Here is a 26,828-nt window from a genome sequence, read left to right as displayed (position 1 = left end):
GCGCGCCCGCCTCCGGGGGGCCGACGGCCCGTGCCAGGCCCTAGGCTCGGAGCGTGACGACCGAGAACTCCGCCCCGCGCGTCGCCCTCGCGACGTGCTCCGTCCTCCCGCAGCTCGACCCCGACGACGCGCCGCTCGTGCGGGCGCTCGACGCCCGGGGCGTCGCGGCACAGCCGGCCGTCTGGGACGACCCCGACGTCGACTGGTCCGCTTTCGACGCCGTCGTCGTGCGCTCCACGTGGGACTACTCCGCCCGGCGCGACGAGTTCGTCGCATGGGCGGGCCGGGTCCCGCGCATCCTCAACGCGGAGCAGGTGCTGCGCTGGAACACCGACAAGGGGTACCTGCGCGAGCTGGAGGGCGCGGGCATCCCCGTCATCCCGACGCTGTGGCTCGACCCGGCGCGCAACCTCTCCTCGCGCGCGATCCACACGCGCCTGCCTGCCCAGGGCGACTTCGTCATCAAGCCGGTCGTCAGCGCGGGCGCGAAGGACACGGGCCGGTACCAGGCGGGCGAGGCGCACTCGCGCGGCCTCGCGATCCAGCACGCCAAGAACCTGCTCGTCTCCGGGCGCGAGGTCATGGTGCAGCCCTACGTGACGAGCGTCGACACCGCGGGGGAGACGGGCCTCGTCTTCGTCGACGGCGAGTTCTCGCACGCCGTGCGCAAGAACGCCCTGCTCACCGGTCCGCACCGCCCCACGCGCGGCCTGTACCAGCAGGAGGAGATGAGCCCGTTCACCGCGTCCGACGAGCAGCTCGACGTCGCGCGGCGGGCGCTGGCCGTGGCGGCCGACGCCGTCGGCGGCGGTGACCCGGCGAGCTTCCTCTACGCGCGCGTGGACGTCGTCACGGGCAACGACGACGGCGGCGTCGTGGTCATCGAGCTCGAGCTCACCGAGCCGTCGCTGTTCCTCGCGCTCTCCCCGGGCTCGCTCGACCGGTTCGCCGACGCGATCGCGGCGCGCGTCGTGGGCTGACTCGCACCGACCTGCCGCGGATCCCGCAGCCGACAGCGCGAGTCGTCCTCACTGCGCTGCTCGGGGCTCACACACGACGGCGGCCCGTCCCGATCCCGGGGCGGGCCGCCGTCGTCGTGCGGTCAGGCGAGGCCGTTCTCCGACAGCCAGTCCGCGGCGATGTCCTCGGGCGAACGCTGGTCGACCGTGGACTCCACATTCAAGGCGACGAGGCCCTCGGGGGTGAGCGCCTCGCTCACCGGGTTGATGACGTCCGCGATCTCGTCGGCGATGTCCGCGTTGACGAGCGGCACGACGTTCGAGGCGAGGAACAGGCCCTCCGGGTCCTCGAGCGTGACGAGCTTCTCCGTCTGGATGCGCGGGTCGGCGCTGAACACGTTGGCGATGTTCACGGTCCCGGCGACGAGGTCCTGGACGGTCGTGTCGCCCGTCGCGACGAACGACACGTCGACCCCGTAGACGTCCTTGAGCCCCTGCGGCCCGTACGGGCGCTGCTCCAGCTCCGCGGGGCCGCCGAGCGTGAGCGGCACGTCGAGGCCGGCGAGGTCGGACAGGCTCGTGAGGTCGTTCTCCGTGGCGAACGCCTCGGTGACGTTGTAGGAGTCCTGGTCCGTGGCCGTCGACTGGTCGAGGACCGTGAGGCCGTCGGGCAGGGCCTCCTGGAGCGCCGCGTACACGTCGTCGGGCGACGTCGCCGTGGTCTCCGGGTCGAAGAACTGCAGCAGGTTGCCCGTGTACTCCGGGAAGAGCTGCACCTCGCCGCTCTCGAGCGCCGGCATGTACGCGTCGCGCTGGCCGATCGAGAAGTTGCGCTCGACCGTGAAGCCCTCGGCCTCGAGCGCCTGCGCGTAGATCTCCGCGATGATCTCGTTCGAGTAGTAGGCCTGCGAGCCGACGACGATCGTGTCGGACGAGGCGCTGCCACCGCCGTCGGAGCTCGTGGTGTCGTCGGCGAGCGGGTCGGACCCGCCGCCGCAGGCGGTGAGGGCGAGGACGGCGGTCGCCGCGGTGGCGACGAGGGCGGCGGTGCGTCGGGTGGTGCGCATGTGTCTGCCTTTCTGAGGGCCGTCCCGAGGACCGGGAGGGGTCGGTTCGACGCGTGCGGCGGGGGAGCGCCGTCCGCGTCAGGCGGTGGTGGGTTCGGGGGCGCGGCGGCGCCGCCGGGACGGGGAGTCCTCCGCGGACCGTCCCGCCGTGACGCCGCGCGGGACGACGACCCGTTGGAGGATCGCGAACAGCGCGTCGAGCACGACGGCCAGCACGACGATGACGAGGGCCGCCCCGAGGATCTGGGAGAAGTCGCGGATCTGGATGCCCTGCACGATGTAGAAGCCGAGTCCCCAGTTGCCGACGTAGCCGGCGAGCGTCACGGTGGCGACGACCTGGAGCGTCGCGGACCGCAGCCCGCCGATGAGCAGCGGCAGCCCGAGAGGCACCTCGGCCTTGAGGAGCACCTGCCACCCGGTCATGCCGACGGACCGGGCGCCGTCGACCACGCGCCGCTCGACGGCCTCGATACCGGCGTACGCCCCCGCGAGGATGGGCGGGATCGCGAGGAGCACGAACGCCGTGACCGACGCGGCGATCTTGTGCGTCACCCCGAGCACGAGCACGAGCAGCAGGACGAGCCCGAACGAGGGCACGGCGCGTGCCGCGCCCGACAGGGCGACCGCGACCTCCCGGCCGCGCCCGGTGTGTCCGATCGCCCAGCCCGCGGGGATCGCGATCGCCGCGGCGATCAGCACCGCCACGAACGTGAACGCGAGGTGGGTCCAGATCGCCTCGGGGAGCGGGAGCGCGCCGGTGAGCCGGTCGGGGGAGAAGATCCAGGCGACCGCGTCGGAGAAGACGTTCATGCGCGCACCTTCCGGGACCAGGGCATGACCGCTCGCCCGGCGAGCACGAGCAGCAGGTCGACGAGCAGGGCGATGACGACGACCGCGACGACGCCCGAGAGGATCTCGGCGACGATCTGCCGCTGGTAGCCGTTGGTGAAGAGGTAGCCGAGGTTGTCGATCCCGATGAGGATGCCGACCGTCGCGAGCGAGATGGTCGAGACGGCCGTGACGCGCAGCCCGGCGAGCACCACCGGGCCGGCGAGCGGGAGGTCGACCTGCCAGAAGCGTCGCCACGGCCCGTACCCGACGGCGAGGGCCGCCTGCCGGACCGTCGGGTCGACCGACGCCAGGGCGTCGGCGACGAACCGCGTCATGATCGCCACCGCGTAGATCGTCAGCGCGACGACCAGGTTGACCTCGGACAGGAAGCTGATGCCGAGGAGCGGCGGGAGCAGCGCGAAGAGTGCGAGCGACGGGATCGTGTAGAGCAGCCCGACGAGCGTGAGCACGAGCCCCCGCGTGAGGCGGAACCGGAACGCGAGCCAGCCGAGCGGGATCGAGACGACGAAGCCCAGCACGATCGGCACGACGCACTGGCGCAGGTGCTCGACGGTCAGGCGGCCGATGAGGTCGAGGTTGTCCAGGACCCAGGTCATGCGCCGTCCTCAGGGGCGTCGCCGACGAGCACGCCCTGGGTCCGGCCCGCGCCGTCGACGAGGACCGTGCCGTGGTCCGTCCGCTTCGTGCGCAGCGCACGACGGCCGCGCTCGGCACCGATGAAGCTCGCGACGAACTCGCTCGCGGGGTTCTCGAGGATCTCGCTCGGGGACCCGATCTGCGCGATCTGCGCCCCCTTCTCGAGGATCACGACCTGGTCGCCGAGCAGGAAGGCCTCGTCGACGTCGTGCGTGACGAAGACGACCGTCTTCTCCAGCTCCCGCTGCAGCCGGATGGTCTCGGTCTGGAGCTCGGCCCGCACGATCGGGTCGACCGCGCCGAACGGCTCGTCCATGAGCAGGATGTTCGGGTCCGCGGCGAGCGCGCGGGCGACGCCCACGCGCTGCTGCTGGCCCCCCGAGAGCTGGCTCGGGTAGCGGTCCGCGAGCCCCCGGTCGAGGCCGACCGTGTCGAGGAGCTCGAGGGCGCGCTCGCGCGCCTGCCGCCGCGGCGTGCCCTCGAGGCGCAGGACCGTCGTCACGTTGTCGACGACCTTGTAGTGGGGGAGCAGGCCGCCGTTCTGCAGGACGTACCCGATGCTGCGCCGCAGCTTCACCGGGTCGCGGTCGAGGACGGAGCTGCCGTCGATCTCGATCGTGCCCGACGTGGGCTCGACCATCCGGTTGATCATGCGCAGGAGCGTCGTCTTCCCGCTCCCGGACGAGCCGACGAGCACCGTGGTCCGGTGCGGCGGGATGACGAGGTCGAAGTCGGCGACCGCCGCCGTGCCGTCAGGGTACGTCTTCGTGACCGATCGGAACTCGATCATGGGGCGCTGCCTCCCGACAGTCGGTGAACGGCCTCCACCCAACCACGACCGCGGTTCGGCTCGTCGAGCGCAGTGCCGCGCGTCTCCCAGACCGTACGTCGAACCACCGACACGCCGCACCCGGACCGCGCGGGCGGCCTCCGCACGGGTGCGGCGGCCGCCGCGGTGCGTCCGGCGGGCCGCGCGGATTCGCCCGTGACGTGCGTCACGCCGCGTCCTATCGTGGCGGTGTGCCGCACCTCGACGCCCTCCTCGCCTTCGCGCTCGCCTCCCTCGTGCTCGTCGCGATCCCGGGCCCGAGCGTGCTCTTCGTCGTCGGCCGCTCGCTCACGCTGGGCCACCGCGGCGGCGTGCTCAGCGTGCTCGGCAACGAGCTGGGCGCGCTCACGCTCGTGGTCGCGGTGGCGCTCGGGGTCGGGACGGTCGTCGCGACGTCGGTCGCGATCTTCACGGTCGTCAAGCTCGTCGGGGCCGCGTACCTCGTGTGGCTCGGCGTCCAGGCGATCCGTCACCGGCGGGACGGGACCGTCGCCGTCGACGCCGCCCCCGTGCGCGAGCCCTGGTGGCGCGTGGTGCGGCAGGGCTACGTCGTCGGGGTGACCAACCCGAAGACGATCGTGTTCTTCGTCGCGGTGCTGCCGCAGTTCACCGACTTCCACGCGGGCCGCGTGCCCGGGCAGATGATGGTGCTCGGGCTCGTCTTCACCGTCATCGCGTTCGTGTGCGACAGCGTCTGGGCGCTGGCAGCGGGCGCGGCCCGCTCGTGGTTCGCGTCGTCGCCCCGGCGCCTCGGCGCGGTGCGGGCCGCGGGTGGCGGGATGATGATCGGCCTCGGCGGCGTCCTCGCCGTCGCGTCGCACCGCGCGCCCTGAGCGGCCCGGGGCGCGCCGACGGGGGGCTCGTCGGGCCCGGGACGTGACGAGGGCCGGTCTCCGTACGGAGACCGGCCCTCGCCGTCTGGGGTGAGTAACGGGACTTGAACCCGCGACCCCCTGGACCACAACCAGGTGCTCTACCAGCTGAGCTATACCCACCATGTGAGCCGTGCTCACGGACCGGCGCCTGGAGCACCGGCCGTCGAAAAGTGTACCCGGTCCGCGGGGTGCTCCTGGACGCCTTTCTCGCGTCAGGCCTCGCCGGCCCCTGTGACGGTCGCCACGGCCGGGTCGCCAGTCGCGTCCGTGCCCTCCGCGGGGCGCGTGCGCCCCCGGGTCACGCTCGTCGTGACGACCTGCTCCGCGATCTTGCGGGCGGTCGCCGAGTCCGGGCCCGGCGCGGGCACGAAGACGGCGGCGCGGTAGTAGCGCAGCTCGTCGATGCTCTCGAGGATGTCGGCGAGCGCGCGGTGCCCGCCGTGCTTCTCGGGAGAGGAGAAGTAGGCGCGCGGGTACCAGCGGCGTGAGAGCTCCTTGACGGAGGAGACGTCGATGATCCGGTAGTGCAGGTGGCTCATGAGGGCCGGCATGTCGCGGTCGAGGAACGCCTTGTCGGTCCCGACGGAGTTCCCGGCGAGGGGCGCCTTCCCGGGCTCCGGCACCCAGGTGCGGACGTAGTCCAGGACGCGCTGCTCGGCCTCGGCCAGCGTCAGGCCCTCGTCGAGCTCGTCCAGGAGGCCGGACGTCGTGTGCATCTGGCGCACGAAGTCGCCCATCTGCTCGAGCGCCTCGGCCGGGGGGCGGACCAGGACGTCGACCCCGTCGCCGAGCACGTTGAGCTCGGAGTCGGTGACGACCGCGGCGACCTCGACGAGGGCGTCGGCGCCCAGGTCGAGCCCGGTCATCTCGCAGTCGATCCAGACGATGCGTTCGTTCGCGTTCACAGGGCTCACGCCCACAGCCTAGTCGCGCACGAGGAAGGCCCCGGCGGTCCGGTCCACGGAGGGTCCGGACGGCCGAGGCCATCGACGGGTCGCGCTCTCGCCCGGCGGGGTGTGCCCCCCGGCGTGACGAGCGCTCGGTGCGCGTCATGCGGTGCGGCGCGACAGGCGGGCCTGCCGGGTGTGCGCCGGGACGCGGGTCGTGGTGCGGCGCAGCTGCGACCGGCGCAGGGTCTGCTCCTGCAGCTGCTCGCGACGGCTGAGGGCCGCCACGTCGTACGTGATCAAGGGATGCATGGTGCTGCTCTCGTGACGCTGGGTTCATGGGTCTGGCCGGACCCTCCACCGCCCGGTACGGACCGGACGGACGCCACCGCGGTGTGTGCTCATACGACCACGACGGCCTCCGGAGATGCACGGGTTTTTCGCCGGGGACCGCCCGGGGGACCGCCCCGGGGGTCCGTCGGGGGCCTCCGGGACCGTGCCGCCCTGCGTCGTCGGCCCGCGTTCCGTAGCCTCCGGGGATGGGAGCGACGACGAGCGGGTCGAAGGAGGGCACGTCGCCGCGGGCGGTGCTCGTGAGCGTCTGGCCGGGGGTGCTCCTGGTCCTGGTCGGCGTCCTGGGCTTCGCCGGGCTGCTGGACTCGGTCCGGGAACGGGACGACCTCTGGCGGTTCGACGAGCCGCTGCTGGCCTGGATGGTCGCGCACCGGACTCCCGTCGCCACGGGGGTGCTGACGGTCGTGACGAACGTGTTCGGCCCGTTCGTGCTGCCCGTCCTCGTGGCGGTGGGGTGCATCGTGTGGGCGCGCCGCTCGGGGACGTGGTGGGAGCCCGGTCTGCTCGCCGGGGCGATGGTGCTCGCGACCCTCGTCTCGAGCGTGCTCAAGGCCGTGATCGCGCGCCCCCGCCCCCCGGACGTCTCGATGGTCGTGGCCGGGGTGGAGCGGTCGTTCTCGTTCCCGTCGGGCCACACGATCGGCGCGGCGACGCTCGTGCTCGTCGGGGGCTACCTCGTGTGGCACCGCCACCGCGACGCGCGCGTGCTCACGGTCTGGGTCGTGGCGTCGGTGCTGGTCGTCGGGACCGTGGCGCTCAGCCGCCTCTACCTCGGGTACCACTTCCTCACGGACGTCCTCGCCGGGCTCTGCCTGGCCGTGGCCGTGCTCGGCGTCGTGGTCGCGGTCAGCCGGGTGCACGACCTCCGGGCCCGACCGGAGACACCGCCGCGACCCGTCGAGACAGCGCCCGGCGACGCTTAGAAAAGAACTCTTGCGCAAGATATCTTTCGTGACGTAGCGTCGTCGCCATGACGACCGCTGCCGACCGCCCCGCGCCGGGCGCCCCCGAGAGCACGACCCCGCCGGAGCCGGTCGTCGTGACCGACCCGGCGAGCATCCGCGCCCTCGCGCACCCCCTGCGCCTGCGGATCCTCGCGCTGCTCGACGACGAGGGCGAGGTCACGGCCACGCGCTGCGCCGAGGTCACGGGCGAGTCGGTCGCGAGCTGCTCGTTCCACCTGCGCATGCTCGCGAAGTACGGCTACGTCGAGGCCGCCGAGCGGCGCGGCAAGGAGCGCCCGTGGCGGACGGTCGGGCGCGGCCGCCAGACCCGCTTCGACCCCGACGTCCCCGAGTCGCTGCCCGCGGCGAGCGCCGTGGCGGACCTCGTGCTCGGCCAGGAGGCGGCGCGCGTGCGGGCGTGGCTCGCCTCCGCCGCGGCGGACGACCCAGGGTGGCTGCTCGCCTCCACGCTCAGCTCGTCGTCGTTCTACGCGACGCGCGAGGAGCTCGACGCGCTCGCGCGCGAGGTCGAGGCGCTCACCGACCGGTTCGCCGGGCGCTGGGAGGACCCGGCGCTGCGCCCCGAGGGCGCGCGACCGGCACGGCTGTTCGCCGTCGTCAACGCCGACCCGCCCGCGGACCCCCGGTGACCGCGCCGTCCGAGCCAGCGGCCACGGACCAGGCCGCGGCACCGATGTCGACCGCAGCGACGACATCGACCGCCGCGCCGACGGCGACCGGGGAGACGGCGACCGCGGCGTCCGCGCCGCGGCGCGAGAGCACGACGCCGGGAGCCGACGCACGCGCTGCGCTCCGCGGGCGCCCCTTCCGCCTGCTCTCCGTCGCGTGGGGCTTCACCAACTTCGCGGACTCGGTGCTCGCGATCATCCTCGCCGTGTGGGTCAAGGACCTCACGGGATCGAACGGTGCGGCCGGGCTCGTGTTCGCCGCGCTGGGCCTGCCCGCCCTCGCGTCGCCGTTCCTCGGCCAGCTCGCCGACCGGGTGTCCCGCCGCCGGATGCTCGTCGCGACGTACCTGGTCGGCGCGGCGGTGCTGCTCGCCCTCCTCCTCGTCCGCGGCCCGGGACAGGTGTGGCTCGTGCTCCTCGTGACGGTCGTGTACTCGGGGGTCGGGTTCGCGACGTCCGCGGCGCAGTCCGGGCTCGTGCGCGACATGCTGCCCGACGACGCGCTCGCCGCCGCGAACGGCCGCCTCGCGACGATCGACCAGGTGTTCCGCCTGCTCATGCCTGTCGTCGGAGCGGGCGCCTACGCGGTGGCCGGCGTGTGGCCGCTCGTGCTGGCCGCGTCGGGCGCGTTCGTCGTCGCGGCCGGGGTGGTCGCGCGCGTGCGGGTGCGCGAGACGCCGCCGTCCGACGAGCGCGAGCCGTACCTCGCCGAGGTGACGGCGGGCTTCCGGCACCTCGCACGGACGGCCCCGCTCGGCGTCCTCACCGTCGCGCTCGTCGTCGCGTTCGGCGCGGTGGGCCTGCTCAACGCCGTGAGCCTCGCGATCGTCGAGGACGGCCTCGGCCTGCCCTCCGCGCTGCTCGGCCCGGTCTCGTCCGTCCAGGCCGTGACCGCGATCGTGGCCGGCCTCACCGCCGCCCGGCTCGCGGCCCGGTGGGGCGCGCAGCGCCTCGTCGCGCTGGGGCTGCTCGTGCTCGCGCTCGGCATCGTCCCGGCGACCGGCACGAGCGTGGTGGCGGTCGTCGTCGGGCTCGGCGGCGTCGGCCTCGGCGTCACGTGGGCGATCGTCGGGTTCATCACCGAGCGCCAGCTCCGCACGCCGCCCGCGCTCCAGGGCCGGGTGGCCGCGGCGAGCACCATGCTGCTCAACGTGCCCCAGCTCCTGCTCACCGTGGTGGGGGCCGCGCTCGTCGGGGTCGTGGACTACCGGGCGCTGCTCGTCGTGACCGTGGCGGGCATCGCCGTCGCCGCGGCGCTCGCCCTGCGCGGCCGCCGCGCCGTCGTCGGCGCGCGCTAGCGGGACGGACCGGCGGGCACAACGGCGGGGCCGGGACAGCGGGGCACATCGGCGGGCACATCGGCGGGCACATCGGCGGAGCAGGGCACCGGCCCTCCCGGCGAGACGACGCGGGGGTAGCCTCAGTCGTCGAGGCCGCGGGCGCGCAGCGCGTCGCCGAGCGCGTCCGCCTGGCGCAGGGCGCCCACGACGAGCGGGACGGCGAAGGCCCGGACGTCGTGCTCCCGGCCGCGCGCGCGGCACGCGTCCCGCACGCGCTGCGCGAGCGCCGCGACCACCGGGACGGAGCGCACGGCGAGCGACAGGACGAGCGCGACCCGGCCGACGTCGACCCCCACCCGGCCGAGCGGGCGCAGCCCGCGCTCGATCGCCGCGAGCACCGCGGCCGTGCGGGTCGTGAGCAGCACGAGGCCCGCGAGCGCGACGAGCGCCACGAGGCGGGTCGTGAGGACCACCGCGGCGGCGGGACCGAGCGCGAACCACTGCACCGCGAGGAGCACCGGCGCGACGAGCCGCAGCGGTCGGACCTGCTCCCACGCCGCGCGGACCCCCACCCCCGCGAGCGCGTAGAGCATCGCGACCACGACGACCACGACGCCCACCGCGACCGGCGACGACACGAGCAGCACCGCGCCCGACGCCGTCGCGAGACCGACGAGCTTCGCCCCGGCCGGGAGGCGGTGCAGCACCGAGGTCCCCGGCCGGTAGCCGCCCGGCGTCATCCCGGCCCCGCGTCGACCAGGCGCCGGTAGTGCGCGACGGCCGGGCCCGGCGCGTCGTCCGCGACGACCCGCCCGCCGTCGACCACGAGCACGCGGTCCATGGCGTCCATGAGCGCGAGGTCGTGCGAGACGAGCACGACCTGCTGGGGGAGGGACGCGAGCTCGGCGGCGACGCGGCGCGTGTTGCGCAGGTCGAGGAGGGTGGTCGGCTCGTCGGCCACGACGAGGCGCGGTCCCGCCGCGAGCACGGAGGTGAGCGCGAGGAGCTGCTTCTGGCCGCCCGAGAGCAGGTGCGCGGGATGGTCCGCGTGCTCGGCGAGGCCGCGCGCGGCGAGGGCGCGCCGCACGACCGCGGCGCGCTCGTCCGCGGGGACGCCGCGCAGCGAGTACGCGACGTCCTCCGCCACGGTCGGCATGACGATCTGCGCGTCCGGGTCGGTGAAGACGAACCCCACGCGCCGCCGCACCGCCGCGCCCTGGCGGCGCGTGTCGAGGCCGTCGACGAGCACCCGGCCCGCGGTGGGCACGACGAGCCCGTTGAGCAGGCGGGCCAGGGTGCTCTTGCCCGAGCCGTTCGCCCCGACCACGCCGACCCGGCGCTCGCGCAGCTCGAGGCTCACGCCGCGCAGGACGTCACGCTCGCCGAGCCGCACGTGCACGTCCTCGAGCCGCACCACGCAGCCCGCTGCGCCGTCCTGCGGCGGGAGCTCGGGCGCGGGTGCCGCGACCTCGGCCGGGCGGTCCCGACGTCGCGCCCGCACGGCGCGCGCCGCCCGCGCGATCACCGCGCCACCTCCACGAGCACCGCGACGCCCTGGCCGCCGCCGACGGCCGCCGTCGCGAGCCCGAGCGTCCCGGCCCGCGCGCCCCCGCGCACGAGCCGGGAGAACAGCCGGACCACCGACACCGCGCCGCTCGCGCCCCACGGGTGCCCCAGCGCGAGCGCGCCGCCGTCGGCGCACACGCGCGCGTCGTCCGCCGGGTCGCCCAGCGGGTCGAGGCCGAGCGCGTCGGTGACCGCGAGCACCTGGGCCGCGAACGCCTCGACGACCTCGACCGCCGCGACGTCGTCGAGCCGCGCGCCGGCGCGGTCGAGCACCGCGCGCACCGCGGGCACCGGGCCCCACCCGGGCAGCGCCGGGTCGCAGCCCACGGTGGCCGACGCGACGACCCGCAGCCCCGCGAGGCCCAGGTCGCGGCGCACCGCCTCGGGAACCACCGCGACGACCGCGGCGCCGTCGCTCACCGGGCTCGACGTCGCCGCCGTGACTGTCCCGTCGGGGGCGAACGCGGGGGACAGCCGTGCGACGACGGCCGGGTCGAGTCGGCGCGCGCGCTCGTCGCGCTCCAGGGCACGGCCCGGCGGGCCGACGCGCACGGTCTCGGCGGCGAACCGGCCGGCGTCGTGCGCCGCACGGGCGCGCGCGTGGCTGCGCACCGCGTACGCCTCCTGGCGCTCGCGGGTCACGCCGCGGCGCCGCGCGAGCTCGTCGGCGGCGGCGCCCATCCCCGGGTCCGCCCACGGCACGGGCGCGAACGCCGCGCGCGTGTACGGGACGTCGCCCCAGGGCGTGCGGTGGGCCCGCGCGGGGGAGCGCGTCGCGCTCTCGGTGCCGCCCGCGAGGACGAGCGCCGCCTCGCCCGCGCGGACCTGCTGCGCCGCGACGAGCACGGCCGCGAGGCCCGACGCGCACTGCCGGTCGACCGTGAGGCCCGGCACGCGGGCGCCCGCTCCCGCGGCGAGCGCCGCGACGCGCGCGACGTCCCCGCCGGGGCCCGTGCAGCACCCGAGCACGACGTCCGCGACGTCGGCGGCGACGCCGTGCGCCCGTGCGTCGTCGAGGGTCGCGCGCAGCGCCGCGGCCGCGAGGTCCACCTCGGTGAGCGCCCGGTGCCCGTGGCCCGCGGTGCCGATCCACGTGCGGCGCGCGGCGACCACGACGGGCGTCGCGTCCGTCGTGCCGTGCGTCGACGTGCTCGGGTGCCGGGTCACCGCAGCGGCTCCAGGCCCGACCGCGCGAGGTCCGTCCCGCCGAGGGCCTCGCTCACCGCGCCGCGCGCGGGCTTGCCCGACGGCGTCCGCGGCAGCGCGCGCGTGCCGTACCAGCGCCGCGGTCGTTGGGCCGGCGCGAGCGCCGCGCGGGCGACCCGCTCGAGGTGCGCACGCAGCCCCGACCGGTCGTCGCACTCCACGACTGCGGTCACGACGGCCCCGAGGCGCCGGTGCGCCGTGCCGAGCACGACGACGTCGCGCACCCCGGGCACGGCCCGCAGCACGACCTCGACGTCCTCGGGCACGACCGTCGAGCCGCCCGAGAGGATCGCGCCGTCGCCCCGGCCGCGCAGCACGAGCGGCTCCGGCCCCGGGTCGGCGAGGTCCCCGACGGTGTGCCACGCGCCGTCGCGCCGCAGCGGCCCCGTGGCGCGCGCGAGGTAGCCGCGCGACACCCACGGCGAGCGGACCCACACCTCGCCGACGCTCGCCGACGGCAGGGGGCGCACCGCCAGGTCCACGCCGGGGAACGCGCGCAGCCCCGACCCGTCGGGGTCGTAGGCGACGAACGACAGCTCGACGGCGCCGTAGTACGCGAGCACGTCGACTCCGAGGCCCCGCGCCCGCTCCCGCGCCCCGGGCGCGAGCGACGCCCCGCCGACGACCGCGTGCCGCAGCCGGGACGGCGCGCCCGCGGCGACGGCGTCGAGCACGTCGTCGAGGACCTGCGGCACGAGGTGCACGACGTCGCTCGTCGCGAGCGCCGCCGTCGTCGCGGCCGGGGTGCGGGTGAGGACGGCGCACGCCCCGACGGCGAGCGTGTGCACGGCGGCGAAGCAGTACAGCGACGACGCGAGCGGGCCGGGGACGAGGACGGCGTCGGTGGGTCGCAGCCCGAGGAGACGGGTGACCGCGTCGAACGACCCCGCCCACGACGCGCGCGTGCGCACGACCGCGCGCGGGCGGCCGGTGCTCCCGGACGAGAACCCGGCCCACGCGAGGTCGTCGGGACCGGGGACGTGCGACGGCGCGGGCTCCGCGCCGTCGGCGGTGCCGGTCCCGCGCGGCAGCGGCACCTCGACGAACGTGCGCGGCGCGAGCGTGCGCAGCACCTCGGCGCGGTGGGCGCGTGGCCACGCGGCGTCGCACACGAGCGGCGTCGCGCCCAGGTGGTCGACGGCCAGCATCGCCGTGAGCAGGTCGAGCGGGTCCGGCAGCGACACGGCGACGAGGTCGCCCGGTCGCGTGCCCGACGCGCGCAGGTGCGTCGCGCCCGCGCGCACGTCCGCGGCGAGCGCGGCGTAGGTGCGCGAGCGCTCGGGCGTGCGCAGGGCGGGACGGTCGCGCGCCGCCGGGTCGGCGGCGTGCGTCAGGACCTGGTGGGCGACGGGCACGCGGACACTCTCGCAGGTGTTCAGGAGGCGGGGCGGCCGTCGGCCGCGGCACGGTCGCCGCGGCCGGTGCGCCCGACCGGACGGGCCGCGGGGTAGGCCCGCACGACGCCCACCGTGATCGCGGCGGCGGCGAGCGCCTTGAGCAGGTCGCCGGGCAGGAACGCGAGCGAGAGCTGCGCGGTCGTGGGCAGCGGCACGCCCGTGACGAGCGCCTGCACCGGGATGCCGACGGCGTAGACGACCGCGATCCCGCCGACGAGGCACGCGACGAGCACCGGCGCGAACGTGACGCGCCGGAGCCGGTCGACGAGCAGGCCGACGACGGCCGCGCCGGCGAGGAACCCGACGAGGTAGCCCGCGGACGGCCCGACGAACGCCCCGAGCCCGCCGCGCCCGCCCGCGAGGACGGGGAGGCCGGCCGCGGCGAGCGCGAGGAACGTCGCGACGGCGAGCGAGCCGCGCCACGCGCCGAGGATCGCCCCCGCGAGCATGACGCCCAGCGTCTGGAGCGTCACGGGCACCGCGTTGCCGAACAGCGTGATCGATCCGGGCAGGCCGAGCGCGCCCAGGAGCGCGGCGAACGTCGCGACCCGCGCGGCGTCGCCGGCGTCGAGCGCGAACCGGCCGCGGCGACGGTCGGGGACGTCCCGCGGTGCGTCGCGCAGCACCTCCGGGGCGGTGGGCGCCGTGGCGGACGGGGTGGCGGCGGGCGTCTCCGTGCGGGCGTCGGTCATCGCGGGCTCCCTGCTGTCGGTGGTCGGGCGTGTCCACTCTGGCCGGGACGGCGGTCGTCGGGCGACGGCGCTCGCGACCACCTCCGCGGCCCGCCGTGCACGGATCGCACAAGGCGTTGGAGGGATCCTCCAACTGCGCCGGGGCGCGAACGCGAGGTCGGTGTGGGAGCCGCACAACCCGGCCTGTCCGGCCGGGCGACACGACGCGTCGCACCTCTTGGCACTCTCAGGGGGAGAGTGCTAAAACAGGAGCTGTAGCCGCCCGCGGGGTGCCTGCCTCGCGGGAGCACCGACCGGTCCCGGACCGTCCGGGACCGTGCGACGAGGAGGTGAGAGGTGTGGCTGCGATGACCGACCCCTTCACGAGCACCTTCGACGCGATGGACCGTCTGGTCGGCCAGCTCGCGTCCGGCGCCCGCGCGACCGCGGCCTCGGCGGCCTCGGGCGGCATGCCGCTCGACCTGTTCCGCGCCGGGGACCACTACGTGCTGACGATGGACCTCCCGGGCGTCGACCCGGGCACGATCGACGTGTCCGTCGAGGACCGCACGCTGACCATCCGCGCCGAGCGCAGCCCCCGGACCGACCCGGACGTCCAGTGGCTCGCCCGCGAGCGGCCGTCCGGCACGTACGCGCGCCAGCTCACGGTGGGGCGCGGCCTGGCGCTCGACAAGATCACGGCGTCGTACGAGGACGGCGTGCTGACGCTGACGATCCCGGTGGCCGAGGAGGCCCGGCCCCGCCGGATCGAGGTCGCGCACCGCGCGGGCGGCGCGGCGACCCAGATCACGGCCGAGGCCGAGCCTCAGACGTCGGAGGGCTGAGCCGGGCTCACGCCTCGCCCGGGAGCGCCTTGCGGACGACGAGGCGCGTCCACGCCCCGAGGTACACGCGGTCCCCGTCGGCCAGCTCGCGTCGCTGGCCGGCGGGGATCGGGTCCGTCGGGAGCGGTTCGCCCGCGGGGCTCACGTAGGTGCCGTTCGAGGACTGCAGGTCCTCGACCCACCAGCGCTGCCCGTCCGTGCTGAGCTGGCAGTGTCGTCGCGAGACCCCGGTGTCCGCGCCGCAGTCGACCTGCGGGTGGATGCCGCGCGAGACCGAGGGGCGCCCCACGAGCACGCTGCGCTCGCGCAGCACGACGAGCCCCGGCAGGCCCGCCGACGGCATGGGGTCCTCGGGCTGCTGGGCCGCGTACCAGTCCGGGTCGATCCAGATCTCGACGACCCACTGGTCCGGCCCGGGAACGGGCGGGGTCGGCAGGTGCGCGCCCGACGGCGCGGCCGGGTCCGCGGGCGCACCGGTGGGCTGCGCACCCGCGGCGGTCCCGGCGGCCGGCGTCGACGCCGGAGCCTCGAGCGGTGCGGAGGCGCCCGGCGGCGGGCTGGCCGCGGACGCCGGGGACGCGGCCGGAGCCGGGAGCGAGGGCGGCGTCGCGCCCGACGCGAGGCCCGCCTCCGGGGCGGCCGGGGCAGCGGCGAGGGCGGCCGGGGTGGCCGGCGTGGGGCGCGACGGCGGGTCGAGCGAGAGCGCGGACGCGGGCTCCACCGGGTCGGGCAGGGCACCGGTGGTGAAGTCGTAGCCGCAGTTCTCGCAGAACAGCGCGCCGGCAGGAGCGGGCGAGCCGCAGTTCGGGCACTCGAGGGCCTGCGCCGGTGCGGAGGCCGCGCCCGGAGCAGGGGACGACGCACCCGCCGCGGGCGTCGCGGGTGCCGACGTCGCAGCGATGGGCTCGCCGCACACGTCGCAGTAGTCGGTCGACTCCGAGGGGTGCCCGTTGGGGCAGACGACGGCGCTCACCGACGCACCCGCGTCGTCTTCGTCGAGGCGGTGTCGAGCGCCATCTCGTCGAGCGTCGAGGTGTTGCGCTTGAGCCGCACGGTGCCGTGCTCCTCGTCGTCGATCTCGACGACCTTGCGCAGCCGCGACGTCGCCTCCTCGTTCCCGGTCTGCTGCGCGAGCTGGACGGCGCGGCCGAGCTTGACGGTCGCCGTCGCCTCGTCGCCCGACGCCTTGGCCGCGAGGCCCTCCTGGATCGCCGCGGCGAGCTCGGTCTGGCCGGTGTAGTGCGCGACCTCGGGGTTGATGCGCGTGGTGAGCGACTCGTCGTCGGACCACTTGGCCTTGACCAGGCCCGAGGACACGACCTCGCCGTTCACGGCGAGCTGGACGCGCGCCGCGAGCTGCTCGGAGCCGACGGGCTTCGAGGCCACGCGCACCGCGACGTGGTAGTCGCGCGACTCGTCGCCCCACGACCCGGTCGGGTACGCGCCCGTGAGCGGGTTGACCTCGGAGCGGCGGTGCGTGAGGTCCTCGACGGTCGGGGCGACCTGGCGCACGAACAGCACCTGCGAGCCCTGCGGGGCCCACACGCGCAGGTCGGCCGAGGCGACGCCGCGCGCCATCGACGCCTGCATGAGCTTCTCGAAGTCGGCGGCGATCTCGTTCGGGTCCGCGATGAGGTCCACCGTGCCGAGCAGCGCGGTGGAGATCTCGCGCAGCTCGTCGACCTGCCAGCGCGAGCCGACGCCGCGCGCGTCGCACTGGAAGTGGCCCGTGACGTCCCGCACCGCGGCCGAGAGGTTGGCGCGGGGCTCGGACTCGTTCTTGCCGTCGGTGAGCAGGATCGCGTGCCGCTGCGTCGCCTGCGGCACCGTCGCGAAGAGCTGGTCCGCGAGACGCAGCCACGTGCTCATCGCCGTCCCGCCGCCGGGCGTGAGCATCGAGATCGCGCGCTTCGCCTCGGCGCGCGCGCCCGGCTCCATCTGCACCATGGCCATGCGGGCGTTCGGGTAGGGGAACGCACGGTTCGCGACGTGGCTGCCGCCGACGATCGCGAACCACGTGCCGTCGAGGATCTGGTCGACCGCGACCTGGGCCGCGTGCTTCGCGGCCTCGATGTTGCGCCCCGACATCGACCCCGACGTGTCGACCATGATGATCTCGGCCACCCCGCCCGCGCCGCCGGCGCTCCCCGCGCTCCCGGCGCCACGGCACGTCACCGTGACGATCGCGTGGACGTCCGTCGCGCCCTCGGACAGGAACTCGTTCTGGTAGACCTCGGCGGCGAACTCGGCCATGGGGGCTCCTTCGGTGGTGCGGGTGTTCGTGCAGGCTATCGGGTCGTCGGGGCCCGACGCGCGGTGCGCGTCAGGCCGTGGCGGGGTCCGCCGGGGGCGGCGGCGGGGTCGCGGACGACGCCCGGGAGAACCGGGCGAGCGTCGCCGTGATGTTGTCCCGGCCGCCCTGGGCGTTCGCCCAGTCGACGAGCGCGCCCGCGAGCACCTGCGGGTCGTCGCCGACACGGTCCTGCGTGCTGCGCACGAGGGCCGCCAGGTCGGCCGCGGGGGAGCAGTAGTTCCACAGGCCGTCCGAGCACACGAGCAGCCAGCCGTCGCGGTCGGGCAGGGTCGCGGCCGTGCGGGCCACCGGGTCGGGGGCGTCGGGGCCGAGCCAGCGCGTGATCGCGTGCGCCTGCGGCGACGTCTCCGCCTGGGCGCGCGGCACGCCCTGCGCGATCATCTCCTGCGCCCACGAGTCGTCCACGCTGAGCTGGTGCGCGTCGCCGTCGTCCGGGATCCAGTAGGCGCGCGAGTCGCCCACCCAGCCCGCCACGACGAGCGGCCCGTCGACGACGGCCGCGACGAACGTGCACGACGGCGGGTTCTCGCGGTCGGCCATCGTGCCCACGGTCGTGAGGATCGCGTCCTGCGCCGCGCGCGACGCGTCGCCGAGCAGCGCGGACCACGCGCCCATGCGCGCCGACGCCTCGCCGGTCACGGGGTCGGGCCCGTCGGGGCCGCGGGCCGCGAGCACGTCGCGCGCGGCGCGCGCCGCGGCGAGGCTCGCGACGTCGGAGTCGGGGGCGGAGGACACGCCGTCGCACACGACGAGCGCCGCGAACGCCCGCTCGGCGGTCGCGGACGGGCTCGCTGCGAGGGCCATCGCGTCCTCGTTGCGCGAGTGCCGCACGCCCCGGTCGCACACGCCCGCGACCCAGCTCGCGGGCCGCTCGGCCCAGTGGTCGCGCTCGGACGCCGCGGGCTCGCCGCACTCGGTGCAGTACCCGTCCTCGGCGACCCGGCCGCCGCAGCGCACGCAGGGGCGCGCGCCGCTCTCGGCCGCGTCGCCGCCGGTCTCGGTGGAGGCCTCGCCCGACGGCGCGGCGGTCCCGGCGTCGGTCCCGGCGTCGGCACCGGGCCCGCCGTCACCGGTCCCGGCTGCTGCGGAGTCCGTCGCGGCGTCGGTCGCGAGGTCCGCGGCGGGTCCGGTCCCGGCGGCCGGGTCCGTCGCCGTCGGGAGCGGGGCGAGCGGGGTGCCGCACGCCTCGCAGAACCGGGCCCCCTCGGGCGACGGCTCCCCGCACGCCGGGCACGCGAGCACGCCGCTCGGCTCCGCGACCGTGCCGCCGGGCGCGGGTGCGGGCGCGGGGGAGTCGCTCATCGGATCGTCCACCGGCGCACCTCGTTCGCGCGGTCCACGAGCGTGATGCGCTCGTCCCGCGAGTCGGTGAGCGACGCGAGCTCGCGGTACGCGCCCTCGAGCGCGTCGCGCAGCGCGGGCTCGTCGGCGGGCACGCCCGCGATGCGCGTGGTCGGCTCCGGGCCGGAGGTCGTCACGGTGTCGAGCGCGGAGCGCAGGACGCCCACCGCGAGCTCGGCCCGCTCGCGCGGTGCGATCGCGACGGTCGAGACGCTCGCCATGGCGTCGGCGAGCGCGGGCAGCCCGCGGCCCGAGGCGGCGAGCAGGTGCGCGCGGAGGGTGCGGGACTCGACGTACGACCCGCGCGTCGGGCCGACGAGGTCGAGCGCGTGCAGCGCGCCGTCGAGGTCGCCGCGGGCCTCGCGCACGCGCATGAGCCCGAACGCGGCCGGCGCGGTGTAGTTCGCGTCGGTGCGCGCGCAGATCACGTACAGCGACTCGGCGATGTCGGGCTCGCCGCTCAGCTCGCAGGCCGCGGCGAGCGCGAGCTTGGGCGCGAGCTCGCCCGGCACCTGCCCGTAGACGGCGTTGAACGACGCGCGCGCCGCGACCGGGTCACCCTGCGCGAGCTCGCCGAGGCCGCCGATCCACGCGGCGCGCCACTCCCACGGGTCGTCCGCGAGGATGGTCGCGATCGTGTCGCGCAGCACGTCGAACCGCTCCGCCTCGATCGCGGCGCGCGCACGGGCGAGGCGCACCTCGACCGTGTCCTCGGGCGCGTCGGCGAGCGCGGCGAGGCGCGCGTCCGGGTCCACGACGTTGACCCCGGCGAGCCAGCTCGCCATGGGGTCGTGGTCGTCGCGCCGCAGCGTCGGCAGCTCGTCCCAGGCGAGCGGGCGGGACGCGACGTCCGCGACCGGCGCCTCGAACAGGACCGAGGCCGCGGAGTGCAGCGCCGGGTTGCCCGGGCCGGCGTCGGCCGCCACGACCTCCCGCAGGACGCCGAGGAGCTGGGTGCGCATCTCGTCCGCGGTCGCGAACCGGTCGGCCGGGTCGAGCGCGCACGCCTTGGCGAGCAGGCGGTAGAACGAGTCGTACTGCTGGAACACCGGGGTGTCCGCGACGGGCGGGAGCGACGCGACGTACGTCGTCGTGTTCCCGCGGAAGTCGAGGACGAGCGTCGCGAGGGTGCGGCCGATCGTGTAGATGTCGGACGCGACCGACGGCCCGACCTCCGCGACCTCGGGCGCCTGGTAGCCGACCGTGCCGAAGATGGCGGAGGTGAGGTCGTCGGTGCGGCGCACGCCGCCGAGGTCGATGAGCTTGACGCCGTCGCCCTGCTGGATGACGTTCTCCGGCTTGAAGTCGCAGAACAGCAGGTTGTGGTCGTGCAGGTACGCGAACGCGGGCAGGATCGCGAGCACGTAGGCGAGGGCCTGGTCCACGGGCATCGGGTCGATGACGCCGTTGTTGTCCTCCCGGCGCTGCTGGAGGATCTCCTTGAGCGACTCGCCGCCGACGTACTCCATGACGGTGTAGCCGGCGCCGTCGTGCATCGCGAAGTTGTAGATCTCGACGATGAGCGGGTGCTCGACCTCCGCGAGGAACTGGCGCTCCGAGATCGCCGCCGCGTAGGCGTCGGGGTCGCCGGAGTTGAGCAGGCCCTTGAGCACGACCCACCGGCCGGACACGTTCTGGTCGCGCGCGAGGTAGATCCAGCCGAGGCCTCCGTGCGCGAGGCAGCCCACGACCTCGTACTGCCCGCCCACGAGGTCGCCCGGCTTCAGCTGCGGCGTGAAGTCGAAGCGGTTGCCGCAGTGGGGGCAGAACCCGGAGGTGCGGCCGGGCTGCCCGTCGCGCCCGCGGCCCACCTTCTCGCCGCACGCGGGGCAGAAGCGCTTGCGCTCGGCGACCTCGGGCACGGCCATGACGGACTGCAGCGGGTCCCGGACGGGCACCGACGGGACCGTCGTGAGGCCCGCGCCGAGGCCGCGGCCACGCAGCCGCGTCGAGGACGTCCCGACGCGCCGGGTCGCCTTGGAGCCGGTCGCGGCGGTGCGCGCGGAGCCGAGCGCGGTCGACGCGAGGCGGCTCGAGCTCGTGCGGCCGGTGCGCGTGGAGCGCTCGGCGTCGGGGTCGCCCGCCCCGGCGGTGCCCGGGCGGCCCTGCACGAACCCGGTGCCGAGCATGGCGGACGGCGAGGCGGCGGCCGCGCTCCCGGGCGCGGGCACGCCGGTGGTGCCGCTCGCGGCGGGCGTCGGCGTGGTGCCGGAGCCGCCCGCGGGCGCGCCGCAGACGTTGCAGTAGCCGTCCTCGATGGTGCCCGGGCAGCCGGGCTCCGAGCACGGGACGGTCGCGGTGGTCGTCACGACGACGCTCCTTCCGGGGTGGGCAGGTCGCGGGTGAGGAACTGGTACTGCTCGACGAGGAACCGCGCGAGCGTCACGTCGCACGGCGTCGTCTCGACGGCCTCGCGCGCCTCGGCGAGGCCCGAGCGCACCGTCGGGGACGCCGAGCGGCCGTTGGCCTCGGCCCGCGCGGCGAGCCGCTCCAGGCTGTACCGCAGCTCGGCGCGGGCGCGCAGGGGACGGGTGTAGGCGTCCTCGACGGTCTCGACGGCGCGGGCCACGGTCGCGAGCCGGGCCGCGTAGGCGTCGAGCTCGAACCGCGAGTCGGGCACGGGGCCGAGGCGCGAGACGTCGGGGACGGCGAGCCGTGGCGGGTGCGCGATCTCGCGGCGGCAGCGCGCGACGAGCTCGCGCAGCGCGGGCTCGCGCGCCTCGAGCGCGGCGCGCTGCTCCTCGCTGCGGGCGCGGTCGCGACGCAGCTCGCGACGCTGCGCGGACGCGACGATGAGGTCGCGCTCGGCGCGCGCGACCTCGGTCTCGAGCTCCGCGAGCGGGCCCGACACGTCGGCGCCGCGCGCGGCCTGCGCGACGAGGTGGTCGAGGCGCCCGCGGAGGGTCTCGACGCGTCCGCGCGCGTCGGCGTCCGCGCCGGCGAGGTCCTCGCAGCGCACGAGCTCGGCGCGCACGCCGCGCAGCCGCGCCACCTGGTCGGCCGTGTGCGGGTCGAAGGACAGGCGCGTGCGCAGCTGCACGACGAGCGCGTCGCACAGCTTGACCGCCTCGACGAGCGAGACGAGCGCGGCGCCCGAGCCCGAGTCGAGCCGGCCCCACAGGAGCTGGGAGATCTTCTCGCGCGCGACGGCGTCGGCCCGGCCCGAGTCCCACACGGGCCGGATCTCGTCGGCGCGCGAGCGGATCGCCTGCCACAGCGACAGCGCGAGCACGAGGTCGGCGGTGTAGGCGTCGGGCGTCGCGGCGGCCTGCGCGGCGGCGTCGAGCCGGTCGAGCTCGGTGCGGCGCTCGTCGAGCCAGGTCTCGAGCGCGCCGAGGTACGCCAGGAGGTCGGCGGCGGGGATCGCCTCGCCGAGCCGTCCCGGCGCCTCGGGTGCGGGGGAGCGCGTCACGGCGTGCGGCCGTACACCGCGGCCGGCGGGGTCGGGGCCGGGCCCAGGCCGCCGAGCCACTCGCCGTAGATCGCGGCCCAGCGCCCGTCGGCCTTCATCTGCTCCAGCACCCCGTTGACGAACCGCACCATGTCGACGTTCTGCGCGGGGATGCCGATGCCGTAGGGCTCGTCGCTGATCGCCTCGCCGACGACCTTCGCGTACGGGTCCTGGGCCGCGAAGCCCGCGAGGATCGTGTCGTCACCCGTGATCGCGTCGACCTTGCCCTGCTGGAACAGCACGAGGCACTGCGTGTGCGTGGTCGCCGGGACGGGCTCGATGCCGGAGAACTGCTCGAGGCGCGTGAGCGTCGTCGTGCCCTCGGGCGCGCACACGCGCTGTCCCTCGAGGTCGGCGATCCCGTTCGCGGTCGAGTCGCGCGTGACGAGCACCTTCTGCCCCGCGTGGTAGTACTCCGCGGAGAACGCGATGGACTCCCAGCGCTCGCAGTTGATGGTGAACGCGCGCGCGACGAGGTCGACCTCGCCGTTCTCGAGCACCTCGAGCCGCTGCCCCGACGTGATGACGCGGAACTGCAGCCGGTCGGGGTCGCCGAAGATCGCGCGCGAGACCTCGTGCAGCACGTCGATGTCGAAGCCCTCGATCTGGCCGGACAGCGGGTTCCGCGCGCCCATGAGCAGCGTGTCCGCCGAGACACCGACGACGAGCGTGCCGCGGTCGCGGATCGCGGCCATGGTGCTGCCGCCGGGCAGGGCGTCCGGGCCGGGCAGCGCGCCCTCGGGCGCGTACGAGGCGAGCGGGTCGGCGCACTCGGCCGGTGCGGCGGGCGCCGCGGGGGACTCCGTGGCCGACTCGTCCTCCGGGGTGGTCGTCAGGCGCAGGTCCTCCGCGCCGGACGGCCCTGAGCACGCGCCGAGCGTCAGCAGCGCGACGAGCGCCGAGGCCAGCCCGGTCGTGACGACGCCGGCGCGGCGCGCGCGCGTGCCGGCGCGGCGGGTCCCGGCGGGCCGGGCGTGGGGGGCGGGCGTCGTGGTCACCGGTACTCCTCCAGTCGTGCCGTCACGCCGCGCCACGCGAGCAGCGCCGCGACGAGCCCTGCCGCGAGCAGCAGCCAGCCCGCGACGGTGGCCGTCGTCGCCGCGCTGTCGAGGCGGTCGCTCGTCGCGGCGGCGTGGGTCTCGATGTCGTCGCGCGCCGCTGCCGAGAACGCGTCGAACGCGGCGTTGGGGCTCTCGGGGTCGGTCGCGGTCGCGAGGGCGACCGCGTCGTCCCACTGGCCCGCGTCGTCGAGCGCGCGGATCTCGGCGTGCCGCGCGACCCAGGCGTCGAGCGCCTGCGCCGTCGTCCCGTCGAGGTTGCCCTCGGCCGCCGCGGTGTCGAGGCGTGCCGCCGCGTCGTCCGTGGCCGCGACGAACGACTCCTCGTACGTCTGGCCCGAGCCGCGCTTGATGAGCGTGAACGCCTCCATGGACTTCGCGTCGTTCGCGAGCGAGTACGCCTGCGACGCGGCGAGCGTCGCGGCGTACGGGCCGGTCCGCACGTCGTGCGCGCGGGCGCTCGCCTGGGACAGCAGGACCGTCGAGACGACGCCCACGACGAGCAGCACGGCCGTGGCGACGGCGAGCCCCACGTTGAGCACGCGGTGCGTGCGCCGCGCGAGCCACACCTGGCTCGCGAGGAGCACGGCGAGGGCCAGCAGGCCGGCCGCGAGCACCCACAGCGCGTTGCGCACGCCCGAGAAGTCCGCGGCGACGCGGTCGGCGTCGTCGAGCACGACCTCGTCGAGCGCGGGGAGCATCTGCTCGCGCAGGATCGTCGAGGCCTGGTCGAGGTACGCGGACCCGACGGGGAAGCCCTGCCGGTTGGTGGCGCGTGCCTGCTCGACGAGGCCCGTGTAGACCGTGAGGTCGGCGGCCACCTGGCCCAGCAGCGCGGCGTCCGCCTCGTTGCTGCCCGAGAGCGTGGCGAGGCGGTTCGCGGCCTGGTCGACGAGCTCGTCGTACCGCGCGCGCTGGTCGGCGGGCTCGAGGCCCCCGACGAGGAACGCCCCGGTCGCGGTCGCGTCCGCGGCGACGAGCGCGTTGCGGACCTCCTGGACGCCGACGAGCTGGGCCGCGTCCTCGCTCGCCGCGGCGAGCGCGCGCGACTGGAGGCTGCCGGCCTGGAACCCGAGGACGCCGAGCGCGAGCGCGGCGAGCACGCACAGCGCCATGACGAGGCGCAGCTTGCCGGGCGTCCGTCGCAGCGCGCCGCGCGCGCGGGACACCGCGGCGCTCTGCGACCCCTGCGGGACGACGGCGCCCCCGCCCGGGGCGGTCAGGGCACCGCCCGGCGCGGGTCCGCCGGCCGGGACGATCTGCTGGCCCGCCGGGCGGACCGGGGTGGTCGTCATGCGTTCTCCTCGGCGCTGGAGGGTGCGGTGTCTGGTGCGTCGTCGGTGCCGTCGGTGCCGTCGGTGCCGCCGGTGCCGTCGGTGGTCTCGGTGGCAGGCGGGTCGGCCGGCGCGTCCTCGGGTGCGGGCGGCTCGAGCGTCGCGAGGAGCGCGGGAGCCCCCTCGCCGTCCACGAGGTCGACGGGCAGGAGCAGGCGCAGCTCGTCGATCGTCGGGGCGTCGACGTCCTTGAGCCGCCACGCGTGGCGCGCGATCGCGGCGTCGAGCACGTTGCGGGCCCAGCGGGCGTTGCCGAACCCCTCGGTGCGCGGCTGCGCGGCGGCGAGCCGGGCGAAGACGTCGAGCGCCTCGGGGGTCGGCTCGAAGTCCGCCCGGGAGGCCATGCTCGCGAAGATGTCGCGCAGCTCGGCGTCGGCGTAGTCCTCGAACGTGATGGTCGTGGAGAACCGCGACTCGAGGCCGGGGTTCGTCGCGAGGAAGTCGGCCATCGGGCCGGGGTAGCCGGCGACGATGACCACGAGCTCGTCGCGGTGGTCCTCCATGTCCTTGACGAGGGTGTTGATCGCCTCGGCGCCGTACTGGTCCTCCGCGAGCCCGTACGCCTCGTCGACGAACAGGACGCCGCCGAGCGCGGTCGCGACGACCTCCGACGTCTTCACGGCAGTCTGCCCGAGGTAGCCCGCGACGAGCTCCGAGCGGTCCACCTCGACGAGGTGGCCCTTCTCGAGCAGACCGAGCGCGCGGTAGATGCCCGCGACGAGCCGCGCGACCGTCGTCTTGCCCGTGCCCGGGTTGCCGAGGAACACGAGGTGGCGCGTGAGCGTGGGGCGGGTCAGGCCCGCCTCGGTGCGCAGCTTCTCGACGCGCAGGAGCTCCGTCTGGCGGTGGATCTCGTCCTTGACGCGCGTGAGTCCCGTGAGCGCGTCGAGCTCAGCGAGCAGCTCCTCGATCGAGCGCGCAGGCTCCTCCTCGACTGCCGCCTCCGCGGCGGTCTCCGTGGCCGTCTCTGTGCTCCCGGCGGTCGCGTCCGCCGTCGTGCCCGACGCCGGGGCGTGCGTCGTGCCGGACGGCGCGGCTCCGCTCCCGGTCCCGCGCGCACCGAGCGCGTCGAGGATCGACGCGACGGACGGGACCTCGGGGGCCGGGCGGCGCAGCGCGTCGAGCGAGCCTTGCGCGGCGAGCAGGTCGCCGAGGTCGAACGGGTCCGCGCCGCCCGTCGTGCGGGGTGCGGCGAGCGGGCCGCCCGCGGCGGGCGTCGGGCCCGACGGCGCGTGGCCGACAGCGGGAGCGGCCACCGGGCCGGCTCCGGCCTGCTGGACGGCGGCGGTCGAGGCGGTGGCCCCGGCGACGTGCGGGCCGGGGGAGCCGAGGCGCGCGGCCGCACGGGCGACGTCGGCGAGCGCCTGCCCGTACGCGGTCGCGTGCTTGGAGCGCGCCGCCCCGAGGGCGGCGAGGACGTCGGTCGGGGACGTGCGCCAGCGCCGGGCGCTCGACGCCGCGGTGAAGAACGCGCCCGTGGCCGCCGGGTCGTGGCCCAGCGCGGCGAGCCACGCCGCCGGGGCGCCGGGGGAGGACTCGGCGACGGCCGCGGCGAGGCGCGCGCCCTCGTCGCGGGCGGCCTCCTCGTCGACGCCCGCGGCGCGCGCGGCGGCGTCCAGCGCGTCCAGCGCCGCCGCGAGGGTCGGGGTGTCCGGGGTGGTCACGGTGCCTCCAGTCGTCCGGGCTCCGACGGCGGACCCGGCTGCGGCGTGCCCCGGCCCGCGCCGGGGTCGAGCGCGATCGACGAGTCGCGGAACTTCTCCGCGAGGAACGCGCCGTGCGCGACGAGGGCCGCGGCGTCGGCCCGCGAGACGGCGTCGGAGATCTTGTCGAGCGTCACGCCGAGCAGGTCGAGCTGGTCGCACAGCAGCATGAGCGACGTCTTGCCCTGCGCGACGACCCGCCGGTCGGCGAAGTCGCGCGGCAGGCGCAGGTAGGCGCCCACTGCCTCGGGCAGGTAGCTCGTCGCCGTCGCGACGACCGTGTGCGCCTGCTGCGACCCGCCGCCGAGGCGGTCGAGGCGCGGGACCATCTCCTCGACCGTGCCGGTGATGCGGTGCACGCGCGCCGTCACGGCGGGCGGCACGCGCCCCTCGATCTGCTGCTCGACCCGCTCGACCGACGCGAGGATGTCGGTCGACGTGGGCGGGGCCGGCAGCTCGTGCTCGGGCTCGGGCGCGGAGGACCGGCCGCCGAGGCGGCCGATCACGTCGGAGAACCAGCCCATCTAGCTCGGGGTCCGATCTGTGGTGCGGGGAGGGGTGGTCGGGGGA

At 76.2% G+C, this 26,828-nt stretch carries 26 protein-coding genes and 1 tRNA gene; 6 read left to right on the top strand and 21 right to left on the bottom strand.

Annotated elements, in window-relative coordinates; translation table 11 throughout:
- The first annotated feature begins 53 nt into the window (after positions 1 to 53).
- Positions 54 to 980, top strand: a complete 927-nt coding sequence (locus tag B9L22_RS18335; RefSeq protein ID WP_086151440.1) for a RimK family alpha-L-glutamate ligase — start codon at positions 54 to 56, stop codon at positions 978 to 980.
- A gap of 122 nt (positions 981 to 1,102) precedes the next feature.
- Here B9L22_RS18335 and B9L22_RS18330 read toward each other — a convergent pair whose 3' ends face one another.
- The 4 genes from B9L22_RS18330 to B9L22_RS18315 form a co-directional block, all read right to left on the bottom strand.
- Positions 1,103 to 2,026 carry an ABC transporter substrate-binding protein gene (locus B9L22_RS18330; RefSeq protein ID WP_086151439.1) on the bottom strand — a complete coding sequence of 308 codons (924 nt, stop codon included), beginning with the start codon at positions 2,024 to 2,026 and terminating at the stop codon, positions 1,103 to 1,105.
- 78 nt (positions 2,027 to 2,104) lie between these two features.
- The gene (locus B9L22_RS18325) at positions 2,105 to 2,836 is read right to left on the bottom strand and encodes an ABC transporter permease (protein ID WP_086151438.1); all 732 of its coding nucleotides are present in this window, start codon (positions 2,834 to 2,836) and stop codon (positions 2,105 to 2,107) included.
- Positions 2,833 to 3,474 carry an ABC transporter permease gene (locus B9L22_RS18320; RefSeq protein ID WP_085388184.1) on the bottom strand — a complete coding sequence of 214 codons (642 nt, stop codon included), beginning with the start codon at positions 3,472 to 3,474 and terminating at the stop codon, positions 2,833 to 2,835. The genes B9L22_RS18325 and B9L22_RS18320 overlap by 4 nt, the downstream gene beginning before the upstream one ends.
- Complete coding sequence (locus tag B9L22_RS18315) at positions 3,471 to 4,304, bottom strand: ABC transporter ATP-binding protein (protein WP_086151437.1); 834 nt, start codon at positions 4,302 to 4,304, stop codon at positions 3,471 to 3,473. Before B9L22_RS18315 ends, B9L22_RS18320 begins: the two co-directional genes overlap by 4 nt.
- 230 nt (positions 4,305 to 4,534) lie before the next feature.
- On the opposite strand from B9L22_RS18315, the gene B9L22_RS18310 reads away from it, so the two are divergent.
- The gene (locus tag B9L22_RS18310) at positions 4,535 to 5,176 is read left to right on the top strand and encodes a LysE family translocator (protein ID WP_076406664.1); all 642 of its coding nucleotides are present in this window, start codon (positions 4,535 to 4,537) and stop codon (positions 5,174 to 5,176) included.
- An 86-nt stretch (positions 5,177 to 5,262) separates the two neighbouring features.
- On the opposite strand, the gene B9L22_RS18305 is transcribed toward B9L22_RS18310, so the two are convergent.
- From B9L22_RS18305 to B9L22_RS20090, 3 genes are all read right to left on the bottom strand, one after another.
- Positions 5,263 to 5,338, bottom strand: a tRNA-His gene (locus B9L22_RS18305).
- A 92-nt stretch (positions 5,339 to 5,430) separates the two neighbouring features.
- Positions 5,431 to 6,084 carry an oligoribonuclease gene (orn, locus tag B9L22_RS18300; protein WP_369824881.1) on the bottom strand — a complete coding sequence of 218 codons (654 nt, stop codon included), beginning with the start codon at positions 6,082 to 6,084 and terminating at the stop codon, positions 5,431 to 5,433.
- A gap of 183 nt (positions 6,085 to 6,267) precedes the next feature.
- Complete coding sequence (locus tag B9L22_RS20090; RefSeq protein WP_157446647.1) at positions 6,268 to 6,408, bottom strand: hypothetical protein; 141 nt, start codon at positions 6,406 to 6,408, stop codon at positions 6,268 to 6,270.
- Between the two features lie 236 nt (positions 6,409 to 6,644).
- Here B9L22_RS20090 and B9L22_RS18295 point away from each other — a divergent pair, with 236 nt between their 5' ends.
- The 3 genes from B9L22_RS18295 to B9L22_RS18285 are packed head-to-tail and all read left to right on the top strand — an operon-like array spanning position 6,645 to position 9,390.
- Positions 6,645 to 7,382, top strand: a complete 738-nt coding sequence (locus tag B9L22_RS18295) for a phosphatase PAP2 family protein (protein WP_086151436.1) — start codon at positions 6,645 to 6,647, stop codon at positions 7,380 to 7,382.
- Between the two features lie 47 nt (positions 7,383 to 7,429).
- Positions 7,430 to 8,053 carry a helix-turn-helix transcriptional regulator gene (locus tag B9L22_RS18290; RefSeq protein WP_086151435.1) on the top strand — a complete coding sequence of 208 codons (624 nt, stop codon included), beginning with the start codon at positions 7,430 to 7,432 and terminating at the stop codon, positions 8,051 to 8,053.
- A 44-nt stretch (positions 8,054 to 8,097) separates the two neighbouring features.
- Positions 8,098 to 9,390, top strand: a complete 1,293-nt coding sequence (locus B9L22_RS18285) for an MFS transporter (protein WP_143317380.1) — start codon at positions 8,098 to 8,100, stop codon at positions 9,388 to 9,390.
- Positions 9,391 to 9,512: 122 nt separating this feature from the next.
- Here B9L22_RS18285 and B9L22_RS18280 read toward each other — a convergent pair whose 3' ends face one another.
- From B9L22_RS18280 to B9L22_RS18260, 5 genes are all read right to left on the bottom strand, one after another.
- Positions 9,513 to 10,112: an energy-coupling factor transporter transmembrane protein EcfT gene (locus B9L22_RS18280; RefSeq protein ID WP_086151433.1), complete on the bottom strand. Its 600-nt coding sequence runs from the start codon at positions 10,110 to 10,112 to the stop codon at positions 9,513 to 9,515.
- Positions 10,109 to 10,789, bottom strand: a complete 681-nt coding sequence (locus B9L22_RS18275) for an energy-coupling factor ABC transporter ATP-binding protein (protein WP_061268581.1) — start codon at positions 10,787 to 10,789, stop codon at positions 10,109 to 10,111. The genes B9L22_RS18280 and B9L22_RS18275 overlap by 4 nt, the downstream gene beginning before the upstream one ends.
- Positions 10,790 to 10,893: 104 nt before the next feature.
- Positions 10,894 to 12,105, bottom strand: a complete 1,212-nt coding sequence (locus B9L22_RS18270) for a thiolase family protein (RefSeq protein ID WP_086151432.1) — start codon at positions 12,103 to 12,105, stop codon at positions 10,894 to 10,896.
- The gene (locus tag B9L22_RS18265; protein WP_086151431.1) at positions 12,102 to 13,499 is read right to left on the bottom strand and encodes a class I adenylate-forming enzyme family protein; all 1,398 of its coding nucleotides are present in this window, start codon (positions 13,497 to 13,499) and stop codon (positions 12,102 to 12,104) included. Before B9L22_RS18265 ends, B9L22_RS18270 begins: the two co-directional genes overlap by 4 nt.
- A gap of 20 nt (positions 13,500 to 13,519) precedes the next feature.
- On the bottom strand, positions 13,520 to 14,233 hold the full coding sequence (locus B9L22_RS18260) for a biotin transporter BioY (RefSeq protein ID WP_086151430.1): 714 nt from the start codon (positions 14,231 to 14,233) through the stop codon (positions 13,520 to 13,522).
- 338 nt (positions 14,234 to 14,571) lie between these two features.
- Here B9L22_RS18260 and B9L22_RS18255 point away from each other — a divergent pair, with 338 nt between their 5' ends.
- Positions 14,572 to 15,057: an Hsp20/alpha crystallin family protein gene (locus B9L22_RS18255; protein WP_369824872.1), complete on the top strand. Its 486-nt coding sequence runs from the start codon at positions 14,572 to 14,574 to the stop codon at positions 15,055 to 15,057.
- 7 nt (positions 15,058 to 15,064) lie between these two features.
- Here the strand turns inward: B9L22_RS18255 and B9L22_RS20310 are convergent, their stop codons facing one another.
- The 9 genes from B9L22_RS20310 to B9L22_RS18210 form a co-directional block, all read right to left on the bottom strand.
- Positions 15,065 to 16,030: an FHA domain-containing protein gene (locus B9L22_RS20310; protein WP_198947342.1), complete on the bottom strand. Its 966-nt coding sequence runs from the start codon at positions 16,028 to 16,030 to the stop codon at positions 15,065 to 15,067.
- On the bottom strand, positions 16,027 to 17,310 hold the full coding sequence (locus B9L22_RS18245) for a VWA domain-containing protein (RefSeq protein WP_086151429.1): 1,284 nt from the start codon (positions 17,308 to 17,310) through the stop codon (positions 16,027 to 16,029). The genes B9L22_RS20310 and B9L22_RS18245 overlap by 4 nt, the downstream gene beginning before the upstream one ends.
- Positions 17,311 to 17,380: 70 nt before the next feature.
- The gene (locus B9L22_RS18240; protein ID WP_086151428.1) at positions 17,381 to 18,673 is read right to left on the bottom strand and encodes a PP2C family serine/threonine-protein phosphatase; all 1,293 of its coding nucleotides are present in this window, start codon (positions 18,671 to 18,673) and stop codon (positions 17,381 to 17,383) included.
- Positions 18,670 to 21,021: a serine/threonine-protein kinase gene (locus B9L22_RS18235; protein ID WP_076406678.1), complete on the bottom strand. Its 2,352-nt coding sequence runs from the start codon at positions 21,019 to 21,021 to the stop codon at positions 18,670 to 18,672. The genes B9L22_RS18240 and B9L22_RS18235 overlap by 4 nt, the downstream gene beginning before the upstream one ends.
- Positions 21,018 to 22,124 carry a hypothetical protein gene (locus B9L22_RS18230; protein WP_086151427.1) on the bottom strand — a complete coding sequence of 369 codons (1,107 nt, stop codon included), beginning with the start codon at positions 22,122 to 22,124 and terminating at the stop codon, positions 21,018 to 21,020. The genes B9L22_RS18235 and B9L22_RS18230 overlap by 4 nt, the downstream gene beginning before the upstream one ends.
- Positions 22,121 to 23,161 carry a glutamate ABC transporter substrate-binding protein gene (locus tag B9L22_RS18225; protein WP_233140227.1) on the bottom strand — a complete coding sequence of 347 codons (1,041 nt, stop codon included), beginning with the start codon at positions 23,159 to 23,161 and terminating at the stop codon, positions 22,121 to 22,123. The genes B9L22_RS18230 and B9L22_RS18225 overlap by 4 nt, the downstream gene beginning before the upstream one ends.
- A complete protein-coding gene (locus B9L22_RS18220; RefSeq protein ID WP_086151426.1) occupies positions 23,158 to 24,516 on the bottom strand; it encodes a hypothetical protein in 1,359 nt (452 codons plus the stop codon). The genes B9L22_RS18225 and B9L22_RS18220 overlap by 4 nt, the downstream gene beginning before the upstream one ends.
- Complete coding sequence (locus tag B9L22_RS18215) at positions 24,513 to 26,219, bottom strand: AAA family ATPase (RefSeq protein ID WP_086151425.1); 1,707 nt, start codon at positions 26,217 to 26,219, stop codon at positions 24,513 to 24,515. The genes B9L22_RS18220 and B9L22_RS18215 overlap by 4 nt, the downstream gene beginning before the upstream one ends.
- Positions 26,216 to 26,782: a hypothetical protein gene (locus tag B9L22_RS18210; protein ID WP_061268560.1), complete on the bottom strand. Its 567-nt coding sequence runs from the start codon at positions 26,780 to 26,782 to the stop codon at positions 26,216 to 26,218. The genes B9L22_RS18215 and B9L22_RS18210 overlap by 4 nt, the downstream gene beginning before the upstream one ends.
- Positions 26,783 to 26,828: the final 46 nt, after the last annotated feature.

It is taken from the genome of Cellulosimicrobium sp. KWT-B (assembly GCF_002127155.1).
Taxonomy (GTDB): Bacteria; Actinomycetota; Actinomycetes; order Actinomycetales; family Cellulomonadaceae; genus Cellulosimicrobium; species Cellulosimicrobium funkei.
This window is presented reverse-complemented; position numbering and strand designations above follow the sequence as displayed.

Excerpts from the sequence above, each read along its gene's own strand:
- B9L22_RS18320 (WP_085388184.1), bottom strand. The coding sequence starts at position 3,474 with ATGACCTGGGTCCTGGACAACCTCGACCTCATCGGCCGCCTGACCGTC.
- B9L22_RS18325 (WP_086151438.1), bottom strand. The coding sequence starts at position 2,836 with ATGAACGTCTTCTCCGACGCGGTCGCCTGGATCTTCTCCCCCGACCGG.
- B9L22_RS18260 (WP_086151430.1), bottom strand. The coding sequence starts at position 14,233 with ATGACCGACGCCCGCACGGAGACGCCCGCCGCCACCCCGTCCGCCACG.
- B9L22_RS18285 (WP_143317380.1), top strand. The coding sequence starts at position 8,098 with ATGTCGACCGCAGCGACGACATCGACCGCCGCGCCGACGGCGACCGGG.
- B9L22_RS18210 (WP_061268560.1), bottom strand. The coding sequence starts at position 26,782 with ATGGGCTGGTTCTCCGACGTGATCGGCCGCCTCGGCGGCCGGTCCTCC.
- orn (WP_369824881.1), bottom strand. The coding sequence starts at position 6,084 with ATGACCGGGCTCGACCTGGGCGCCGACGCCCTCGTCGAGGTCGCCGCG.
- B9L22_RS18245 (WP_086151429.1), bottom strand. The coding sequence starts at position 17,310 with ATGGCCGAGTTCGCCGCCGAGGTCTACCAGAACGAGTTCCTGTCCGAG.
- B9L22_RS18295 (WP_086151436.1), top strand. The coding sequence starts at position 6,645 with ATGGGAGCGACGACGAGCGGGTCGAAGGAGGGCACGTCGCCGCGGGCG.
- B9L22_RS18315 (WP_086151437.1), bottom strand. The coding sequence starts at position 4,304 with ATGATCGAGTTCCGATCGGTCACGAAGACGTACCCTGACGGCACGGCG.
- B9L22_RS18240 (WP_086151428.1), bottom strand. The coding sequence starts at position 18,673 with ATGAGCGACTCCCCCGCGCCCGCACCCGCGCCCGGCGGCACGGTCGCG.
- B9L22_RS18220 (WP_086151426.1), bottom strand. The coding sequence starts at position 24,516 with ATGACGACCACCCCGGTCCGCCCGGCGGGCCAGCAGATCGTCCCGGCC.
- B9L22_RS18280 (WP_086151433.1), bottom strand. The coding sequence starts at position 10,112 with ATGACGCCGGGCGGCTACCGGCCGGGGACCTCGGTGCTGCACCGCCTC.
- B9L22_RS18330 (WP_086151439.1), bottom strand. The coding sequence starts at position 2,026 with ATGCGCACCACCCGACGCACCGCCGCCCTCGTCGCCACCGCGGCGACC.
- B9L22_RS18290 (WP_086151435.1), top strand. The coding sequence starts at position 7,430 with ATGACGACCGCTGCCGACCGCCCCGCGCCGGGCGCCCCCGAGAGCACG.